This is a genomic window from Virgibacillus sp. CM-4, assembly GCF_000445495.1.
Lineage (GTDB): Bacteria > Bacillota > Bacilli > Bacillales > Amphibacillaceae > Virgibacillus > Virgibacillus salexigens.
Genome location: NZ_AUQA01000006.1, coordinates 21,524 through 40,766, shown reverse-complemented (window position 1 = coordinate 40,766; position 19,243 = coordinate 21,524). Strand labels below are relative to the sequence as shown.

Below are 19,243 nucleotides of genomic sequence, written 5' to 3'. Positions count from 1 at the left end.
ATAATAATACCATGTTTACCGCCATTTTTGCTAAAAAAATACAAATAAATTGCGGATTCGCATATTTTTTATTTACAGAAAACTTCATTTACTATTTCTCTTTGTTGTTCCACAAGAAAATCCAACCATTGATGGATTGTTTTTGTGTAGTTTTGAACAAATAATTGATGGGAAGATTCACCAATAATATGATCCTTCCATTCATTATGCATCATATACGGTGTTACAAGCATCCCTTTTAATTGCATCAATAAATAATTCCGATCATTAATTGAAGTTGCTCGCTTGTTTACAACCTCAAAAAAAGCTTTACTTATAAAATGATTTTCTTTGGCTAAATACGTAACAGCCATTTCCCGAACAAATACGGAGTCTAACGAAAGTTCTCTATGTATAAAACACGAGAATTGATGATTGTCTTGCTTGTACTGTATAATGATGAAAATTAATTCCTTTAATTGATCTAGTGCATTTAAATCTTTATGTTCTTCAAGGGCCGTTTCCAGGGTATTTAGGTAATTTTCGTAATAGTTCGTAACAGCGAATTCTAAAAGACCTTGTTTACCTCTAAAATAGTAGCTAATAAGCGAAACATTAACATTTGCTTTATCTGCTATATCACGTACAGAAGTGCCGTGAAACCCTTTTTGAAAGAATAATGACGATGCAGCTTCGATTACTTTCTGTTTTGAGAGATTATTTTTCATAAGATTCACTCCTTACATCTCAAATACGACAGTGAGAGGATTTATCCTGCAATTTTCGCTCGACAATATAATTATGAATGTCGAAAAAACAAATAGAAAGGAAAGTGTATATGTTCCAGGCCAGTATGTATTCAGGAGATAAAGTAAAAGATTATGGTTTATTAATTCGTCAATTACAAGCATTAAGTGAAGACGAAAAAGATCCTATTGCAATCCTATCAAATGCTTCCGCATTATTGAATCAATTTCTAGAGGAGACGAATTGGGTTGGATTTTATCTATGGAAAGAGGACGAACTTGTTCTTGGACCTTTTCAAGGCCTACCAGCTTGCATTCGAATCGGTTATGGAAAAGGTGTATGTGGTACTGCAATTCAAGAAAAAGCTACCCAACGGATCTCAGATGTCCATCAATTCCCAGGACATATCGCTTGCGATAGTGCTACTAAATCAGAAATTGTTGTACCTGTTATCATCAACGGTACGATTTATGGGGTTCTTGATATTGACAGCCCTGTAACAAATCGATTTGATGAGACAGATCAAGAATACTTAGAGAAATTTATTGATACGTTGCAAGGGTATTTATCCTAAGTTATTTAGAGTAAAAGATAGTGTATTATACTGCCACCTGAGCTGTCGAGTCAATTTCGACAGCTTTTTTTGGTATCGGCTTTAGATTCATCAAAAGAAAACGATGTATAGATGTATATATACCAAGCTATTTAAGTTTTACATTTTTCACCACACTGTTTTTCCCTGTATTTTTCGCTTCATAAAGTGCTTTATCTGCTCGAATAAACAATTCACTGACTGAATCATTTATCGTTCTTGTCCAGAAAGAGACCCCGCAGGAAAGTGTAACAGAAGGTGATGTAGAAGTCTTCACTTTTCCGCATATTTTATCCGCTATTTGAACAGCTTCATTAATCGATGTATTTGGTGCATAAATCGCTAACTCCTCCCCTCCCCATCTAGATGGAACAAATGCTTGTTTTGAATAATCAATGATAATATTAGCAACTTGTTTTAACACTTCATCACCAATAGGATGGCCATGTTCATCATTTATCTTTTTAAAATCATCAATATCAAATAAGATCAGCGATCCCTTCTCAGCCACTTTCATTTCCTTGATAATAACTTCTTCTAAATGATTGCGTGAATATAGATTGGTAAGATAATCCGTAATAACTGCTCTTTGTAATTCTTCCTTTAAAATGGCATTAGACAGGGCTAATGAACAATGCTGGATAAGCGATTGTAATAACTTATATACTTCAAATGTGAAATAATAGGGTGATTCATGCATGATTACAACAAAACCATACACTTCATACTCTTGACGCATGGGGATTACCATAAGAGATCGATATGGTAAATGCGGATATTCATCATAATCACCTTTAAATACTGGATAATCTATTTCCTTAAATAAAAATGCAGTAAACGCTTCGCTGTTTTTTGATTTAAAATAACTTGTACTTGCTGATAGTATATCTACTCTATTTTCACTATGTCTAAAAATAAACCCTATCTCAGAAGCTTGGCAAACCTCTTCAATCTTATCTCGGACCGATTCTGTAATATCAGTCAAATCTAAATTTGAATTCACCTTATGTGTGACATCGTTAATTAGTTTTAAATCGGAAATTAAATGATTAGAAGTTTCAAGTAAACTCACATTTTCAATAGCCATACCAGCAGTATGCGCAATATGCGTAATACAGGATATTTGCCGCTCTAGCAACATACCTGGACTATCTTTCAAAAGTAGTTGGATGACACCATAGACTCCTTGTTTTCCAGTAAGAGGTGCGTATATCTTTCTACTATCCTTATCAACATTCTCCAATTGGACTCCCCCGGTTACAAATGCCTTGGAACTGTAGCTCTTTGTTTCATCATCTGTATAAGCGATTGTTTGAATGGGAATATCGTCATCGAGCTCTGTATCATGAGATAATAAAAATTGGATTACATTGTCTGGATAGAATGTTTGAATGGTCCGGTATACTTCCTTTAATATTTCTGATTTATGTGTCATTGTAAAGACGCTTATGGAAAATTCATATAAGAATGGGTAGATATCCTGGTTGCTCATCATTTGCTGGGCTAGCTTTAACACTTTCCTTGTCTCTGATTGAATTGTTTGCAAAATGGAAATAGAATTTATATCAGAAAACCTCACATATAAAAGCAGCCCAGAAGTTACATTTAAGTAATAATCCTTTTCGTATGAATAAAAGCAAAACAGATCCTTAGAAATATCTTTGCTATTTAACCCTTCTTCCAACAACTCCTTACTAACTAAATCCGTTGAAATTAAGTGATATGTAGAAGACTCTTTCATCCACTTATACATACCGGTTAATTGAATACATGGAAGCCGATTTATTTGAATGGCTATGAGGGATACGAATTCCTCATAGGATCGGCAGTCCCAATTAGTTATTACATCAAAATAGTACTGCTGTAATTCTCTCTTTACAACTTGTGAATTCATCATCATTCACCTATTCTCATGAATTAATTAGTTCAAATTACATATCCATTATATACCAAATAGTTCTTTGTGCCTATTAAGAACTTTGTCGAATACTTTTTTTATAGAAAGGTTGACTCACACCAATAAAAATTATATACTATTCTTTGTGTAAAATAATAAAGTAGCCTTAGTGAACCGACGTTTGCAATTTCATGTTGTTCCTCTCTATTGAGGTGTATCGCGTAACTCTTAGCTGCTGGAGCGATGGTACATGAAGACAACATGGTCAAGCGTAATGGAACACGGCCTTTTATTTTATGCAAAATAAAATAAAAAGGAGGAAATGTCTTATGGCTCGTTATACTGGATCAGTATGGAAAAAATCACGTCGTCTTGGCATTTCATTAACTGGAACTGGTAAGGAATTAGATAAGCGTCCTTACGCTCCTGGTCAACATGGACCAAATCAACGTAAGAAAATTTCGGAATATGGCTTACAACTACAAGAGAAGCAAAAACTTCGCTTCACATATGGTTTAAATGAGCGCCAATTCCGTACATTGTTTGACAAAGCTGGCAAAATGAAAGGTATCCATGGTGAAAACTTCATGTTACTACTTGATTCTCGCCTAGATAACCTCGTTTACCGTTTAGGGTTTGCTCGTACACGTAGACAAGCTCGTCAACTAGTGAACCACGGACATATTACTGTTGATGGTGGTCGCGTTGATATTCCATCTTATTTGGTAAAACCAGGTCAAGTTATCAGCTTACGTGAAAAATCAAAGAATCTTGATATCATTAAAGAAGCAATCGAAGTGAGTAACTTCGTTCCTGAATATTTATCATTTGATGCAGATAAACTAGAAGGCACGTTCACTCGCTATGCAGAGCGTGAAGAGCTTCCAGCTGAAATTAACGAAGCGCTTATTGTTGAGTACTACTCTCGCTAAAAAGCAGTTAGCAGTTAAACCCCAACCCCTTTTCCTAAAGGCTGTTGGGGTTTTTTCTGACTTAAGCTTTAATTTAAGATCTCGGATAGGGCGAATTGGACGTTTATCAACGCACCTCTTACATTTTAATAATGATCCGTGATGTTTCTCCATTTGCTAGCTTATCAAATCCTTCATTTATATCTTCTAATCGAATCGTTTCAGATAGTAATTGATCTACCTGTAAACGACCTCTCTCAAACAATGAAAGATACTGAGGAATATCTCGCGCTGGAACACAGCTACCAACATAAGATCCTTTCAGACTTCGTTCTTCTGCTGTAAGGCTAACGTAAGGAAAGGAAAAGTGATGTTCTGGATCTGGTAATCCTGTAGTCACTGTCGTACCTCCCCGCTTTGTAATACCATACGCTACTTCCATTGCAGATACGACTCCAGCAGTTTCAAATGTGTAATCTAGACCACCAGCTGTTGCTTCTCTCACTTTATTCACTATATTGGTATCGTTGGAATTAAATATATCCGTAGCGCCAAGTTTTTTGGCTTGCTTCAACTTTGATTCATTAAGATCTATGGCTATCACTCGGCTTGCTCCAGCCTCTTTTGCACCAAGCAATGCGCTTAATCCTACACCTCCTAATCCAACCACGGCAACTGTGCTTCCAAATTTAATATTTGCAGTGTTTACAACTGCACCAACACCAGTAATAACAGCACAGCCAAACAAAGCAAGATGTTCAAAAGAATGATTTGATTCGACTTTAATTAATGAATTCCTGGACACTACTGCGTATTCTGAAAACGCTGAAACACCAATATGATGATAAATTGGTTCATTATCAGCATACAGTCTAATGCCTCCATTTATTAATGTACCTTCGTTATTAGCATAAGCAGCTGGTTCACACAAAGCGGGGCGCCCCTCCTGGCATGGTAAGCAATGGCCACAGCTAGGTACAAACACACATACAACATGATCGCCAACTTGTAAATCGGTTACACCTTCACCAAGCTCTTTAACTATACCAGCTGCCTCATGACCTAATGCCATTGGTAAAGGTCTAGGACGGCTTCCATTAATCACAGATAAATCAGAGTGACATAGACTTGCGGCTTTTATTTGTATTAAAACTTCACCTCTTTCAGGTCTCTTCAATTCTAAGTTTTCAATCGTAAGCGGTTTACTTTCAGCATACGGTTGGGCCAAACCTGATTCCCGCAACACAGCTGTTTTGGTTTCCATCTCTAATACCTCCTTTAAAGCAGAATTGAATATAAAGTTCATTTTTATTATAGCAAATAATTCGAAAGTACAAATAATTCCCAACGATGTTTACTAGAGTTGTTGTATGTTAATATAAAAAACACAGGACAATGCCTGTGTTTTAAATGATATGTTCTATGCAAATGTAATAAGAAAGTACTTCTTCTTACCTCTACGGATAACCGTAAAAGTCTCTTCAATTCGGTCATCAGCCTGTAAATGATAGTTTACATCTTGCTCACGTTCTCCATTAATATATATAGCGCCATTTGAAATATCTTCCCTAGCTTGCCGCTTTGATGAAGAAATTTTTGCACCAACTAGTAAATCGACTAATCCGATTTCTTTATTTTCAGCATTATAGGTTGGAACATCTTTAAACCCTTGTTTAATATCACTTGCAGTTAATTGTTTGATATCTCCACTAAATAACGATGCTGAGATTTTTTGTGCTTGTTTAAGTGCAGCCTCACTATGAACAAGTATTGTCATTTCTTCAGCTAAACGTTTATGAGCAACACGTTTCTCCGGCTGTGTCTTAATCTCATCTTCAAGTTCTGCTATTTCTTCTTCAGCGATAAATGTAAAGTAACGAAGAAACTTAATAACATCTCGATCATCTGTATTTAACCAAAACTGATAAAACTCATATGGAGACGTTTTTTCCGGATCAAGCCAAATGGCTCCGCCAGCTGTTTTCCCGAATTTTGTTCCATCTGCTTTGGTAATAAGTGGTACAGTTAAACCGAAGACATTAACTTCATCGTTTTCATTTTCTCTAGAACGACGAATAAGTTCCATTCCTGCTGTAATATTCCCCCATTGATCACTCCCCCCTATTTGTAATGTACAATCCTCTTCTTCATTCAATTTCATATAATCAAGAGATTGTAAAATCATGTAACTGAATTCTGTATAAGAAATCCCTTGTTCTATACGAGCAGACACTGATTCTTTACTAAGCATATAATTAATACCAAAATGCTTTCCCGCATCCCTTAAGAAATCTATAACTGTCATACTGGATAACCAATCATGATTATTTCTTGAAACTACAGGATTTTCGCCTTTGTCAAAGTCTAAAATTCTGGCAATTTGCTGTTTGATTTTCTCACTGTAACCTTTAACCACTTCACTTTCATTTAAAGAGCGCTCCGTATTACGACCACTAGGATCACCGATCATTCCAGTTCCTCCGCCTATCAATGCAATTGGTTTATGACCAGCTTTTTGAAAACGTTTCAGCATGGTGATTGGAACTAAATGTCCAATATGCAAACTATCTCCAGTGGGGTCAAATCCGCAATATAAAGTAACCTCATTTTCCGATAAATGTTTTTCTAATCCCTCTCTATCTGTTACTTGATTAATAAGTCCTCGTGTTTCTAGATCTTGTAAAATATTCAATTTCTTTCACACTCCAATAATTTTTTTGAAAACTGATAACGTAGTGTATCAGACATTAAAAAAACTCCTCCCTCTACGAAAAGGGACGAGTTATTATTCACACGCGGTACCACCCTTGTTGCACATCAATGCCACTTGGGGTTGTTAACGATGTTGCCACCGTTTCTTCATTCTAATCATAAAGAAATTGCTCCAGAATGTAATTCACTTTACAAATTTAACCTAGCTTCCACCAACCGCTAGTTCTCTATACAGGAATTTGCAAAATTACTCCGTTCCTTCTCAGCATCTTATATTCGGTTATTATCTATCTATACCATATCTTATTAATAAAAGCAATTTATAAACGAAAATCAGTTATACCAATTTTCTCTAGTATGCTATAATGAATAAGGAATTTAGGAGGGTTAGTCATGAATTTTAAACATAGGCTTCATACATATATCAACAAAGTGAAAGCTCATCCTTTTATGGAAAAAATTAATTCTCAACCTTTTATTGAGAAACTCAAATCACTCTGGAAAGCAGGAAAAATTCAGCAATCAACACGCATTTCATATAATGTCGTCTGGAATGTTATCCTGTTTTTCATTGTTATCGGTTTAATTGGGGTATTTTTTGCCGGTGGTTTAGGAGCAGGTTATTTTGCTTCGCTTGTTAAGGATGAACCAGTTCGTTCCTATGAAGTTATGAAACAAGATATCTATAACTATGAAGAAACATCGAAACTCTACTTTGCAGGTGATACTTATTTTGGCGATGTAAGATCTGATCTATACCGAGAAGAGACCACTTTAGAGAATATTTCTCCACAGCTTATCGATGCTGTTATTGCAACAGAGGATGAATACTTTAATGAGCATCACGGAGTTGTACCTAAAGCTATTTTACGTGCCGTCTTGCAAGAAGTAACCAACGCAAACACGAAAACAGGTGGCAGCACGTTAACGCAACAATTAATTAAAAATCAAATACTAACTGACGAAGTATCTTTTGAGCGAAAGGCAAAAGAAATACTATTAGCACTTCGCTTAGAACGTTTCTTTAATAAAGAGGAAATATTAGAAGCGTACTTAAATATTGTTCCTTATGGTAGAGATGCCTCCGGTAACAACATTGCTGGAATACAGACTGCTGCACAGGGAATCTTTGGGGTCGATGCCAAAAACGTGAGCCTTCCGCAAGCAGCTTATTTAGCAGGTTTACCGCAGAGCCCATCTGCTTATACCCCCTTTACGAATAATGGGGACATGAAAGAAGGAGAAAGTTTAGAGCGAGGTATAAATCGAATGAAATCGGTTCTACATCGCATGTACGAAGCCGAATACATTACAAAAGAAGAATATGACGAAGCAGTCGCATATGATATTACGAAGGACTTTACCAATAAATCAAAATCACCAATTGAACAATATCCATATTTAACATTTGAGCTTGAGCGTAGAGCTACAGACATTTTGACACAACAATTAGCTAAAGAAGATGGTTACTCCAAAGAAGATTTAAATAAGGATGACGATTTATTAGCTGAGTATAATCAGCTAGCGAAACGCAATTTACGTATGCAGGGCTATCATATTCATACTACAATTAATAAAGATATTTATGATACCATGCAGAAAACAGCGCAAGCTTATGAAAATTACGGCCCAACCCGTACAGTTAGAAAAGAAAACCCTGAAACCGGTGAAGTCGAAGAAACCAAGGAACGGGTACAAACCGGGGGCATCCTAATTGAAAATAGTAGTGGTAAGATTATCAGCTTTGTTGGTGGTCGAGGCTATGATGAGAATAATAACATAAACTATATTTCAGAGACGGTTACTCGCTCAAATGGTAGTACAATTAAACCAATTCTGGATTATGCACCTGCTATGGAAGAAGGCGTTATCCAACCAGGAAGTGTGCTAGCTGACTATAAAAAGCAATTGCCAGGATGGGATTACGGAAAACCTGGTAACTATGGTGGTGGCTATCACGGGATCGTTTCTGCTCGAAAAGCATTAGTTAATTCCTATAATGTTCCAGCTGCAGAAATTTATTCTAAAATCATTAACCAAGATCCTGCTGCCAAATATTTAGAAAAAATGGGGATTACCACACTGACGAAAGCAGATCACGTAAATCCATCTTTATCCATAGGTACAATGGAAGCAAGAATTGAAGAAAATGTTAATGCCTTCGCAACCTTTGGTAATAATGGCAAATTTGAAGATGCATATATGATTGAGAAGATTACTACAAATGATGGCGATATTGTCTATGAACATGAACCTAATCCCGTAAACGTGTTTTCTCCACAAACAACATATCTGACTATTGATATGATGCGTGATGTAATCAGCAATGGAACTGCAGGCTACTTAACCAGTCAATTAAAATATCAGCGTGTCGACTGGGCCGGCAAAACAGGAACATCTCAGGATTACCATGATGCATGGTTTGTAGCTACAAATCCAAATGTAACGTTTGGAACATGGATAGGATATGATACCCCTTATCCAATTAACAATACCAGCATGTCCTATAGTAATCGAAACATAAAATTATGGGCAGAACTTATTAACTCTGCATCTGATGTGGATCCAGAATTAGTTGCTCCAGGCGCTAATTTCCAACGACCGGAAGGCATCGTCCAACGTAGCTATTGTTCCATTTCAGGCATGCTGCCATCAGAGCTTTGTGAAAAAGCCGGATTAGTAAAGACAGACTTGTTTAATAGCAAATACGTACCAACAGAAAAAGATGATAGTTTAGTCTCAGGCAGTACGGTTATGGTGAATGGAAAAGCTATAACAGCTGGACCAAATACACCAAGTGAATTTACAACTGGAGATGGCTTAGCCTTTAATCCCGAATTTTTAAAACGTAATGGCTATGATAAGTTGAATGATATAACTCAGTTGTACCCACGTACAGAAAGGGAAAAGTGGGAGAAAATAAGTGCTCCAAATATGGATTCAAACAATGTGCTTGAAGATGATGGAAAAGCACCTCAGGCACCAACGAATGTGAAAAAGTCTGGAAACAAATTAACATGGCAGAAATCAGGAAGTGACGATGTTGTAGGCTATCGAATTTATCGTTCTAATGGACCAGGGGACAACTTCACAAGAGTTGGAAATACGACATCGACTGAATTTGAGATTGGCGATGGAGATGCACGTTATCACGTAAAAGCTGTTGACTACTTTGGGGTAGAATCCTCTGCTTCAAAAGAGATTATTATAGGCGATACGGGGGAAAAAGAACCGGAAACACCTGATAAACAAGAGAAATCAAAAGAAAAAAAGGATGATCAACAGAAAGAGAATAACGATGAAAGCAAAAACAACGAAGAAACCGAAAATAAGCAAGAAGAGGATAACTCCAGTAATGATTCATCCGAAGATACAGGACAATAAAGCATGTGCCCATTAAGCTAGTAAAGATCATTCTTTACTAGCTTTTCTTTTTATAAATCTTTCGCTTATGTTACTAAAAATTCAAAGGATTTTGCTGTATAATAAATGTAAGCGCAATACAAACAGGTGGTGAACCAATGAAGCATGAAAAAAGCTATTACACGAGCATGCGCGAGACATCTGAAGGAACCATAATTATCGAAGGACCACTTGAGGCAAGTGACCTAAAAAAATATGAATTTCATGAAGAGCTGACGGCTTTTCGTCCTGCTTCTAAACAATTTGAAGCAATCATAACGATTTCCACATTTTCTGAAGCACGGATCATTATTGCTAGAACTGCAGATACAATTATAGGGTATGTTACCTACTTACACCCCGATCCATTAGAAAGATGGTCCACCTTTGAGATGGAAGATTTACTTGAATTAGGAGCTATTGAAGTTATTCCTGCTTTTCGTGGAGCTAAGATTGCATCTGGCTTACTTGAAGTTTCTATGATGGATGACTTTATGGAAAATTATATCATCATTTCTACCGAATATTATTGGCATTGGGACTTAGATGGAACAAAATTAAGTATTTGGGATTATCGAAAAGTAATGGAAAAAATGATGGCTGCTGGTGGATTACTACCTGCTCCTACAGATGATCCCGAAATAATTTCTCACCCTGCCAATTGTTTAATGGTACGGATCGGTAAAAATGTAACAGCAGATTCAATAACGCAATTTGATACGCTTCGATTTTTACAGCGACACAAATATCGAAATATGCGGGAGGGATTGTAATGCTGGTAGAAGAAATAATGAAAACAAATGTAATTGCCTTGCCTCCAACGGCCACCATTGAGAGAGCTTTACACCTACTTCATGAACATCATATAAGACATATCCCCATCGTAAATGAACAAAATCAAGTTATTGGGATTGTTTCTGATAGAGATGTAAGAGATGCAAGTCCATCTATACTTAATACTGGTAACTCCTCAAGAGAATTAGAACATGAAATTCAAACCATCATGAGTCAACCAGTAATTACTATACACCCTTTAGATTTTGTTGAAGAAATCGCGAAAGTATTCTATGAAGAAGAAATTGCTTGTCTTCCAGTTATTCGACAAAATCAACTTGTAGGGATTGTTACAGAAAAAGATATGCTTTATACGATGATTCAATTAACTGGAACGCATGTACAAAGCTCTCATATCGAAGTTAAAGTTCCTCATCGGCCAGGTATTCTTCCTGAAGTAACTTCCATTTTTAGTAAGCGCAAGACCAATATAATTTCAGTACTTGTTTATCCGTTTAAAGATGATCCTAATTACAAAATATTAGTTTTTCGTATTCAAACAATGAATCCGCTTCCCGTCATAGAAGATCTTCGTGAAGCAGGTTATGAATTATTATGGCCAAATAATTTGGAGGGTCCAAAGCAATGATTTGTTCATCAAAATTTGTTTTTTCTAATGATTTTTTACATTATTACTTCCATGGGGACCATCCATTTAATCAAAAAAGACTCTTATTAACAAGAGAATTATTAGAAGCTGCTCATATGCTTAAACCAGAAGCTATATTATTGCCTCGAAAAGCAACAGATGATGAATTAGCCCTGTTTCATGACCGTTCATACATCGAAGCAGTTAAGCAAGCTAGTATTGGACGATTATCAACGGAAGAAGGATTGGCATTTGGCTTAGGCACAGAAGATACACCAATATTTGAGGGAATGCATGAAGCTTCTGCCTATCTAGTCGGCGGTACACTTGAAGCCGTTGATAAAGTATTAACTGGTCAATCTACACATGCATTAAACCTAGGTGGGGGTTTACATCATGGTTTTAAACGCAAAGCATCTGGATTTTGTATTTATAATGATAGCGCAGTAGCCATTCGTTATATAAGAAAAAAATATAATCTGCGCGTACTATATGTCGATACAGATGCTCATCATGGGGACGGGGTTCAGTGGGCTTTCTACGATGACCCAGATGTATGCACTTTTTCCATTCATGAGACTGGTAGATACCTGTTTCCTGGTACAGGTAATGTTAATGAGCGCGGCATAAAAAATGGGCATGGATTTTCCTTTAATTTACCAATCGACGCCTTTACTGAAGATGCTTCTTTTCTTGAGGTTTATCAAACCGCATTAACAGAGATAGCTTCTTTTTTTAAACCAGATGTTATTATCACACAGAACGGAGCTGATGCACACTGTTATGATCCATTAACCCATTTATGTGGAACAATGAGCCTTTTTGAACAAATCCCTCTTTTAGCTCACGAAATAGCACATCAATACTGTAAAGGAAGATGGATAGCACTGGGTGGTGGTGGATATGATATTTGGAGAGTAGTTCCAAGAGCATGGGCACAGCTATGGAATGTAATGTCTAACGGTGAAATCGTTTACGGAGCTTTACCTGATCAATGGTTATCAAAATGGCAAGATGAAAGCCCTGTTACTTTGCCGAAAAATTGGCAGGATGATCCAACTACAGTACCAATCATCCCACGCAAGCAAGAAATTACAGAGAAAAACAAAAATACATTAATTCAGCTACTTAAATATACGAAAACCATAGAATCTTAAAAAGGAGATAACCAGTTTACTGGTTATCTCCTTCTCTTATTGTTTCCTCTAGCTCTAAAATTACAATCTCTACTCGTCTATTCTTACTCCAATTGTCAGCTGAGTCATTAGGTACAATTGGTTGTGTGTCTGCATAGCCTACGGACGAAAAACGATTGCTATCTAAGTTATTCTCCTGTAATAAGTAGCGGATTACACTGCTTGCTCTAGCGCCAGATAATTCCCAATTCGAAGGATAGCGGTAATTGGCAATTGGCCTATTATCCGTATGTCCTTCAACATAAATATGATTGGGAAGCTCTAATAACAAAGACCCAATTTTATCTAAAAACGGCTTTCCTTCATCTAAAATTTCTGCCTCACCAGAAGCAAATAAAATACGTTCTTGTAGTATTAACTCTACTCCTTGGTCCGTTCGATTAGCAGCAATCACTTCATTTAAATTATTGTCATTCAAATAAGTGTTAACTTCTTGCATTAACCTGTCTAAAGAAGATTTCTCCTCCAGATCATCCATAGATGGTAACGCAATCTCCTTCGTTAATGTCTCTGTTTCTTGGTTACGTGATGGATGCTCCAGTGGCACCAGTGATGAATAGGAATCAAAAATCATGTCGTTTCGAAAGGATTTAGAAATAGCCTCAAATTTCTCTAAGTCAATCTGCGACATGGAGAACAATAGAATGAAAAAGACTAGAATTAGGGTAACCATGTCTGAATAGGTAACCATCCATTTAGGAGCACCTGTCTTATGCGACTTTCTGATCTGCCTACGCTTCATGAATGCTTTCCTCAACAAATTCAGAAGATTGTTGTTCTGTTTGTTTGCGCTTTACATCATCTGAAAGAAAGGCACGGAGCTTTTCTTCTAATATTCTTGGATTCTGCCCTGATTGGACACCAATGACACCCTCAATAATTATTTCTTTCATAAAAACTTCTTCTTCGGTTTTACTCTCTAGTTTGTTTGCCATCGGTATAAACACTAAATTGGAAAGAACCGTTCCATACAACGTTGTAAGTAACGCTACAGCCATACTAGGGCCAAGGGTGGAAGGATCTTGTAAATTATTAAGCATTAATACAAGCCCCACCAATGTTCCTATCATTCCCCAAGCAGGTGCATATTCCCCTGCTTTTTCAATTAATGATCTGCCCTTATAATGTCTATCTTCTAAAGCTGTTATTTCAGCTTCCATGATATCCCTAATTATTTCCGGATCGATACCATCTACTGTTAATAGGATTCCTTTTTTTATATATGGATCTTTGATTTCTTCCAGTTCATTTTCTAAAGCTAGTAAACCTTCACGCCTTGCACGATTGGATAATTGAACAAACAACCATATTAATTCTGTTAATTGCTGATCATTTTTGTGAAAAGATTCACTTATAACGCTCTTCGTCAACTTAATCTGTTCTAACTTAAAATTAATTAGCATCGAAGCTGACAATCCTCCAATAACAATAAAAATGGAGGAAACATCTAGAAACCTCCATGCGCTGCTTGTATCACCTTTAGAAATGATAGCAAGCATGATCATAATAAAACCTAATGTAATGCCGATAGGAGTCAAAATATCACGTTTTCTCATCGTACCCTCACCTCAGAAAATCGATTAATTATCTCTACTCCTATTATCGGCATGTTCCATTATTTTGTTGAGTTTCTTTTTTCAATTCGGTGAGGCAACACAACTTTACTATCTTGAACCTCTTCTTTATTCATATATTTCGTTAATAGTCGCATTGCTACTGCCCCAATATCATACATCGGTTGGACAATGGTAGATAGCGTTGGGCGGACCATCGTAGCTAGTCGCGTATTATCAAACCCAAATACTTGGATATCCTCAGGCACTCGATAGCCTTTATCTTGCGCTCCGTGAATAACGCCAAGTGCCATCTCGTCTGAAGCTACAAAAATAGCTGAAGGAACTTGATCGTCGTCAACAAACTGATTGAATGCCTCAATACCTGAACTATATGAATAGTCACCTTTAACAACTAAAGATTCGTCTACAGAATGGGAAGCTTCACTCAACGCCTTTGCATACCCCTTGTATTTCAATTGATTAATATGTGTCTCCTCTAATCCAGAAACAAACGCAGGTATATTATTGTATTCATCAATTAAATACTTTGTTGCTTCATAAGCAGCTTGCTCATAATCAATGTTAACGGATGGGATTTCGTTATTTTCATCATAGGTTGCTGCAAGTACAACCGGAACAGAAGAACTCTTGAATTGCTGTACATGCTGTTCTGTAATATTTCCTCCCATAAAAATAATTCCATCTACTTGTTTTTCTAACATTGTATTGATTAACTGTAGTTCCTTATCTTCATTTTGATCAGAATTACTTAAAATCATATTATACTTGTACATCGTTGCAATATCTTCTATACCTCTGGCTAATTCCGCAAAGAAGATGCTAGAAATATCTGGTATAATCGCGCCTACTGTAGTTGTCTTTTTACTCGCAAGACCTCTTGCTACAGCATTTGGACGATAACCCAATCGTTCAATTGTAGCTAATACCTTCTTACGTGTTGTTGGTTTTACATTCGGGTTCCCATTAACTACACGGGACACTGTTGCCATTGATACATTTGCTTCTCTTGCTACATCGTATATTGTAATATTCATCTTATTTACCTCCTAGAATATAGAAATCGTTCTCTATTTTCTATATCATACTCTACTATGAAAAATTTTTCAAAACAAAAAAGGCTGAGGCACCTCGAAGGGTGATCAGCCTCCCTATTCAGAACAGATGAAATAACCAGAGTATTATTTCATTCGATTAGACATATCTACAATTTCTTCCATAAATTGGTTGAATGTAGGAATATCCATTTGTTGAGCTGAATCAGAAAGTGCAACTGCCGGATCTGGGTGTACTTCTGCCATAACACCATCAGCACCGATAGCGATGGCAGCTTTTGCTGTTGGTAATAGAAGATCTCTTCTACCAGTAGAATGCGTAACATCAACCATTACAGGTAAATGTGTTTCTTGTTTTAAGACAGGGACTGCTGAGATATCCAAGGTATTCCTTGTAGCTTTTTCGTATGTGCGTATCCCTCGTTCACATAATATAATATTTTCGTTGCCTCTGGAAATAATATATTCTGCTGCATTGATAAATTCAGAAATGGTTGCGGATAAACCACGCTTTAATAGAACTGGTTTATTCACATCACCAGCAGCTTTTAGTAATTCAAAGTTTTGCATATTTCTAGCACCGATTTGGATTACGTCTACATAATCAAGGGCTTTTTCAATATGAGCTGGGTTCACAATTTCACTAACAACTGCTAAATCATGTTCATCTGCTGCTCGTTTTAATAGCTGTAAGCCTTCTAAACCCAATCCTTGGAAATCATAAGGTGATGTTCTCGGTTTGAATGCTCCTCCACGTAGCAGCTTTAAACCTTTATCTTTTACCGCTTTAGCAACACTAGCAACTTGTTCGTATCCTTCGACAGCACATGGACCCATGATAAAATGTACACTTCCATCGCCGATGTTCGCTCCATTAATATCAATAACGGTATTCTCTGGTTTTTTCTTTCTAGATACAAGCAATGCTTTACGATGATCATCTTCTTGTAATTCTAAGCTAGCCTTAAAAATCTCTTTGAAAATATGTTCAATAGTCGCGTTTTCAAACGGACCATCGTTACTAGATGTAATTTTATCTAACATATCCCTTTCACGCACAGGGTCAAACCGATTGATGCTCTGTTTCGCTTTAATATCTCCAATTTGTTGCACAAGTTTAGCGCGCTCATTAATTAATTTTAAGATGTCTTGGTTTACTTGATCCAAATGATCTCTCACTTGATCTAATTCACTCATATTATGCTCCCCCTATGCCTTTGATTTTTAATAATTAGTGACAATTATAGCTAAAAATTTTTTCTTTGTCGATAAAAAGTTTATAATTAATTCATATTAACTGTTTGAAAGGATTTTTTATGGATGAAGGATCGGATTTTTGCCCTAGATATTGGCACGCGCTCAGTAACAGGAATCATATTACAAAAACAAGATCAACGGTATCATATGCTAGACTTTTTTACCTTAGAACATAAAGACAGATCCATGAGAGATGGACAAATACATAATGTTGTTGCAGTGGCTGACACAATAAATCAAGTTAAGCATCATTTGTCAGATAAGTATGGAACATTAGAAAAGGTGTATGTAGCTGCAGCAGGCAGAGCATTAATGACTACTCAGGCTACTGCCTCAGTGAAACTTCAAGATAGATTACTACAGAGGAAACCATTAGACATCTTGAACTTAGCGCTGTTCAAGCTGCTCAAGCAAAACTAGCCGTTGAAGAACAGACAGCGGATCTATCAACCTATTATTGCGTTGGATATTCTGTATTGCATTATCAGATAGACAATCAACAAATTGGGTCCTTAATTGATCAGCGCGGTGATGAAGCAACAGTTGAGATCATCGCTACTTTCTTGCCTCGTGTGGTTGTTGAATCATTGTTAGCTGCATTAACTAGAGCGAATTTGCAAATGGAGGCGCTCACTTTAGAACCAATTGCTGCAATTCATGTATTGATACCAGAATCGATGCGAAGATTAAATGTAGTTCTAGTGGACATAGGTGCTGGTACAAGCGATATCGCGATTACGAATCAAGGAACAATCGTAGCATACGGTATGGTTCCATTAGCAGGTGATGAAATTACAGAAGCAGTCAGCGATCAATATCTACTAGATTTTTCTATAGCAGAAAAAACAAAACGATCTATTGTAAATAATGGTGAAGCAGTAGTGAAAGATATTTTAGGATTTGAATCCACGATAAATTACGATACATTTGTAAATGATATTTCGACTGCAATAGATTATCTTGCCTCGCAAGTAGCTGAAGAAATACTTCGTCTAAATTCGCATCCTCCCAAAGCAGTCATGCTTGTTGGTGGTGGAAGTTTAACCCCTAACATTACCAGCACTATTGCTGAGAAATTACAACTTCCAGTCAATCGGGTTGCTGTACGTGGGATAGATAATATTGACCAGCTTAGCTCTTCTGAGAATCTTCCAATTGGACCTGAATTTGTCACTCCAATTGGAATTGCGATTTCTGCGAATCAGCATCCTGTTCAATATGTAAGTGTCAGCGTAAATAATAGTACAATTCGGTTATTTGAATTACGTAAGTTAACCGTCGGAGATTGTTTGATTCAGGCAGGAATAGATATCAAAAAATGGTATGGCAAGCCAGGTATCGCTTCTATGATAACTGTCAACGGCAAAGAAATTACAATACCTGGCCAGTATGGACAGCCTCCAGAAATTCAAGTGAATGAATTCTTGTCCTCAGTGGATAAGCCAATAACTGATGGAGATCAAATCTCAATAAGGAAAGGTGAAGATGGAGATTCTCCATATGTAACGATTGAGGAGTTGCTTGGAGATATTCGACCAATAGCTATCTATGTTAATGACCAATTACGTCCATTATATCCTATTTATAAAGTTAACCAACAGCGACAAAATAAAACGTATACGCTAAAAGATGGGGACAAGATCCAATGGCATCAATCCTGCCGTGTAGGTGAAGTTATTCATACTGTATCCAATGAAAATTTAAGTACAGAAGAATCTTTTATTGTTTATGTAAATAAGGAAAGTATAAAATTCTCTGTTGGAACAAGTATATTTGTAAATAACAGGAGAGTAGATCCAGGCCATAAGCTTAGACAAGGTGATCGTGTACATTATGTTCACACAAAGGACCCAACTGTTAAGCATTTATTGGATCGACTTAAAAAAGATTATTGGTATTCGATAGCGATTCATTTTAATAAAGAAATCATTCAGTTATCCCAACCAAGATATAGCATAAAAGGACAACAAGGCTTGATAAACCAAGATACGGTATTGAGACACAATGACCATATTGAAATATTTGAGAAGGAACAACCTTCTTTTATATTCCAGGATATATTTCGTTATATTGACTTAGATGTAACAACCATGAACGGAAATTTCTCCATATTAATAAATCAAAGGGCCATCAGGCTTTACGGATCCAATACATCATGGAGATCGATTAGAAATTATTTGGTAAAATTCAAAAACAAAAATATACACGTCTATATAAGAAGAGAAGCTGTACCACCATTAATTGTAACTTACGAGTAACAATTCAAGTGTGGACAGCTTCTGTTTGTAGTTTTAAGCGGTAGATATTCGGCGGAAGGTATTGATAACGTGTGATTTATGAAAGTGCTAGGTACGCTATAAAAATCAGCAACGCATCAAATCCAATAGCATAGGCCAAAAAAGCTGGGTTAATCATACTGGATGGCTCCTCGTTGCTTTAGAATCACGATCAAGGTCATTATCTTTTCTATCTACTTCTCTTCCAACTTTTATAGTGAA

At 36.6% G+C, this 19,243-nt stretch carries 16 protein-coding genes and 1 other annotated feature; of the genes, 8 read left to right on the top strand and 8 right to left on the bottom strand.

Translation table 11 applies throughout. From position 1 onward, the window contains the following. Positions 1 to 68 precede the first annotated feature (68 nt). Entirely contained in the window at positions 69 to 707 is a 639-nt protein-coding gene (gene refZ / locus M948_RS33455) for a forespore capture DNA-binding protein RefZ (RefSeq protein WP_021290843.1), read from the bottom strand. Between the two features lie 110 nt (positions 708 to 817). On the opposite strand from refZ, the gene M948_RS33450 reads away from it, so the two are divergent. Continuing rightward, the gene (locus M948_RS33450; RefSeq protein WP_021290842.1) at positions 818 to 1,300 is read left to right on the top strand and encodes a GAF domain-containing protein; all 483 of its coding nucleotides are present in this window, start codon (positions 818 to 820) and stop codon (positions 1,298 to 1,300) included. Positions 1,301 to 1,427: 127 nt separating this feature from the next. Here the strand turns inward: M948_RS33450 and M948_RS33445 are convergent, their stop codons facing one another. Continuing rightward, entirely contained in the window at positions 1,428 to 3,218 is a 1,791-nt protein-coding gene (locus M948_RS33445) for a sensor domain-containing diguanylate cyclase (protein WP_081674742.1), read from the bottom strand. Positions 3,219 to 3,544: 326 nt separating this feature from the next. Between M948_RS33445 and rpsD the strand changes: the two genes are divergently transcribed. Beyond that, positions 3,545 to 4,147, top strand: a complete 603-nt coding sequence (rpsD, locus tag M948_RS33440) for a 30S ribosomal protein S4 (protein WP_021290840.1) — start codon at positions 3,545 to 3,547, stop codon at positions 4,145 to 4,147. A gap of 118 nt (positions 4,148 to 4,265) precedes the next feature. On the opposite strand, the gene M948_RS33435 is transcribed toward rpsD, so the two are convergent. Both M948_RS33435 and tyrS read right to left on the bottom strand, forming a co-directional pair. Continuing rightward, entirely contained in the window at positions 4,266 to 5,390 is a 1,125-nt protein-coding gene (locus M948_RS33435; protein WP_021290839.1) for a zinc-dependent alcohol dehydrogenase family protein, read from the bottom strand. A 156-nt stretch (positions 5,391 to 5,546) separates the two neighbouring features. Next, on the bottom strand, positions 5,547 to 6,818 hold the full coding sequence (tyrS, locus tag M948_RS33430) for a tyrosine--tRNA ligase (protein WP_021290838.1): 1,272 nt from the start codon (positions 6,816 to 6,818) through the stop codon (positions 5,547 to 5,549). Between the two features lie 78 nt (positions 6,819 to 6,896). Next, positions 6,897 to 7,111: a binding site (T-box leader), on the bottom strand. Positions 7,112 to 7,231: 120 nt separating this feature from the next. Here tyrS and M948_RS33425 point away from each other — a divergent pair. The 4 genes from M948_RS33425 (at position 7,232) to M948_RS33410 (ending at position 12,820) form a co-directional block, all read left to right on the top strand. Next, positions 7,232 to 10,222, top strand: coding sequence for a transglycosylase domain-containing protein (locus tag M948_RS33425; RefSeq protein WP_021290837.1), 2,991 nt, complete (start codon positions 7,232 to 7,234; stop codon positions 10,220 to 10,222). A gap of 137 nt (positions 10,223 to 10,359) precedes the next feature. After that, positions 10,360 to 11,013, top strand: a complete 654-nt coding sequence (locus tag M948_RS33420) for a GNAT family N-acetyltransferase (RefSeq protein ID WP_021290836.1) — start codon at positions 10,360 to 10,362, stop codon at positions 11,011 to 11,013. Next, positions 11,013 to 11,663 carry an acetoin utilization AcuB family protein gene (locus M948_RS33415; protein ID WP_021290835.1) on the top strand — a complete coding sequence of 217 codons (651 nt, stop codon included), beginning with the start codon at positions 11,013 to 11,015 and terminating at the stop codon, positions 11,661 to 11,663. Before M948_RS33420 ends, M948_RS33415 begins: the two co-directional genes overlap by 1 nt. Next, positions 11,660 to 12,820: an acetoin utilization protein AcuC gene (locus M948_RS33410; protein ID WP_021290834.1), complete on the top strand. Its 1,161-nt coding sequence runs from the start codon at positions 11,660 to 11,662 to the stop codon at positions 12,818 to 12,820. Before M948_RS33415 ends, M948_RS33410 begins: the two co-directional genes overlap by 4 nt. 16 nt (positions 12,821 to 12,836) lie before the next feature. Here M948_RS33410 and motS read toward each other — a convergent pair whose 3' ends face one another. The 4 genes from motS to M948_RS33390 all read right to left on the bottom strand — a co-directional run bounded on the left by motS (position 12,837) and on the right by M948_RS33390 (position 16,685). Beyond that, positions 12,837 to 13,601, bottom strand: coding sequence for a flagellar motor protein MotS (gene motS / locus M948_RS33405; protein WP_021290833.1), 765 nt, complete (start codon positions 13,599 to 13,601; stop codon positions 12,837 to 12,839). Further along, positions 13,591 to 14,415, bottom strand: coding sequence for a flagellar motor protein MotP (motP, locus tag M948_RS33400; protein ID WP_021290832.1), 825 nt, complete (start codon positions 14,413 to 14,415; stop codon positions 13,591 to 13,593). The genes motS and motP overlap by 11 nt, the downstream gene beginning before the upstream one ends. 59 nt (positions 14,416 to 14,474) lie before the next feature. Continuing rightward, entirely contained in the window at positions 14,475 to 15,470 is a 996-nt protein-coding gene (gene ccpA, locus M948_RS33395) for a catabolite control protein A (RefSeq protein WP_021290831.1), read from the bottom strand. Between the two features lie 144 nt (positions 15,471 to 15,614). Further along, entirely contained in the window at positions 15,615 to 16,685 is a 1,071-nt protein-coding gene (locus M948_RS33390) for a bifunctional 3-deoxy-7-phosphoheptulonate synthase/chorismate mutase (RefSeq protein WP_021290830.1), read from the bottom strand. A gap of 123 nt (positions 16,686 to 16,808) precedes the next feature. Here M948_RS33390 and M948_RS43655 point away from each other — a divergent pair, with 123 nt between their 5' ends. Together M948_RS43655 and M948_RS33385 are read left to right on the top strand one after the other, a co-directional pair. Continuing rightward, on the top strand, positions 16,809 to 17,165 hold the full coding sequence (locus tag M948_RS43655; protein WP_231378680.1) for a hypothetical protein: 357 nt from the start codon (positions 16,809 to 16,811) through the stop codon (positions 17,163 to 17,165). Between the two features lie 56 nt (positions 17,166 to 17,221). Then, positions 17,222 to 19,003, top strand: a complete 1,782-nt coding sequence (locus M948_RS33385) for a cell division FtsA domain-containing protein (protein WP_231378679.1) — start codon at positions 17,222 to 17,224, stop codon at positions 19,001 to 19,003. Positions 19,004 to 19,243 lie beyond the last annotated feature (240 nt).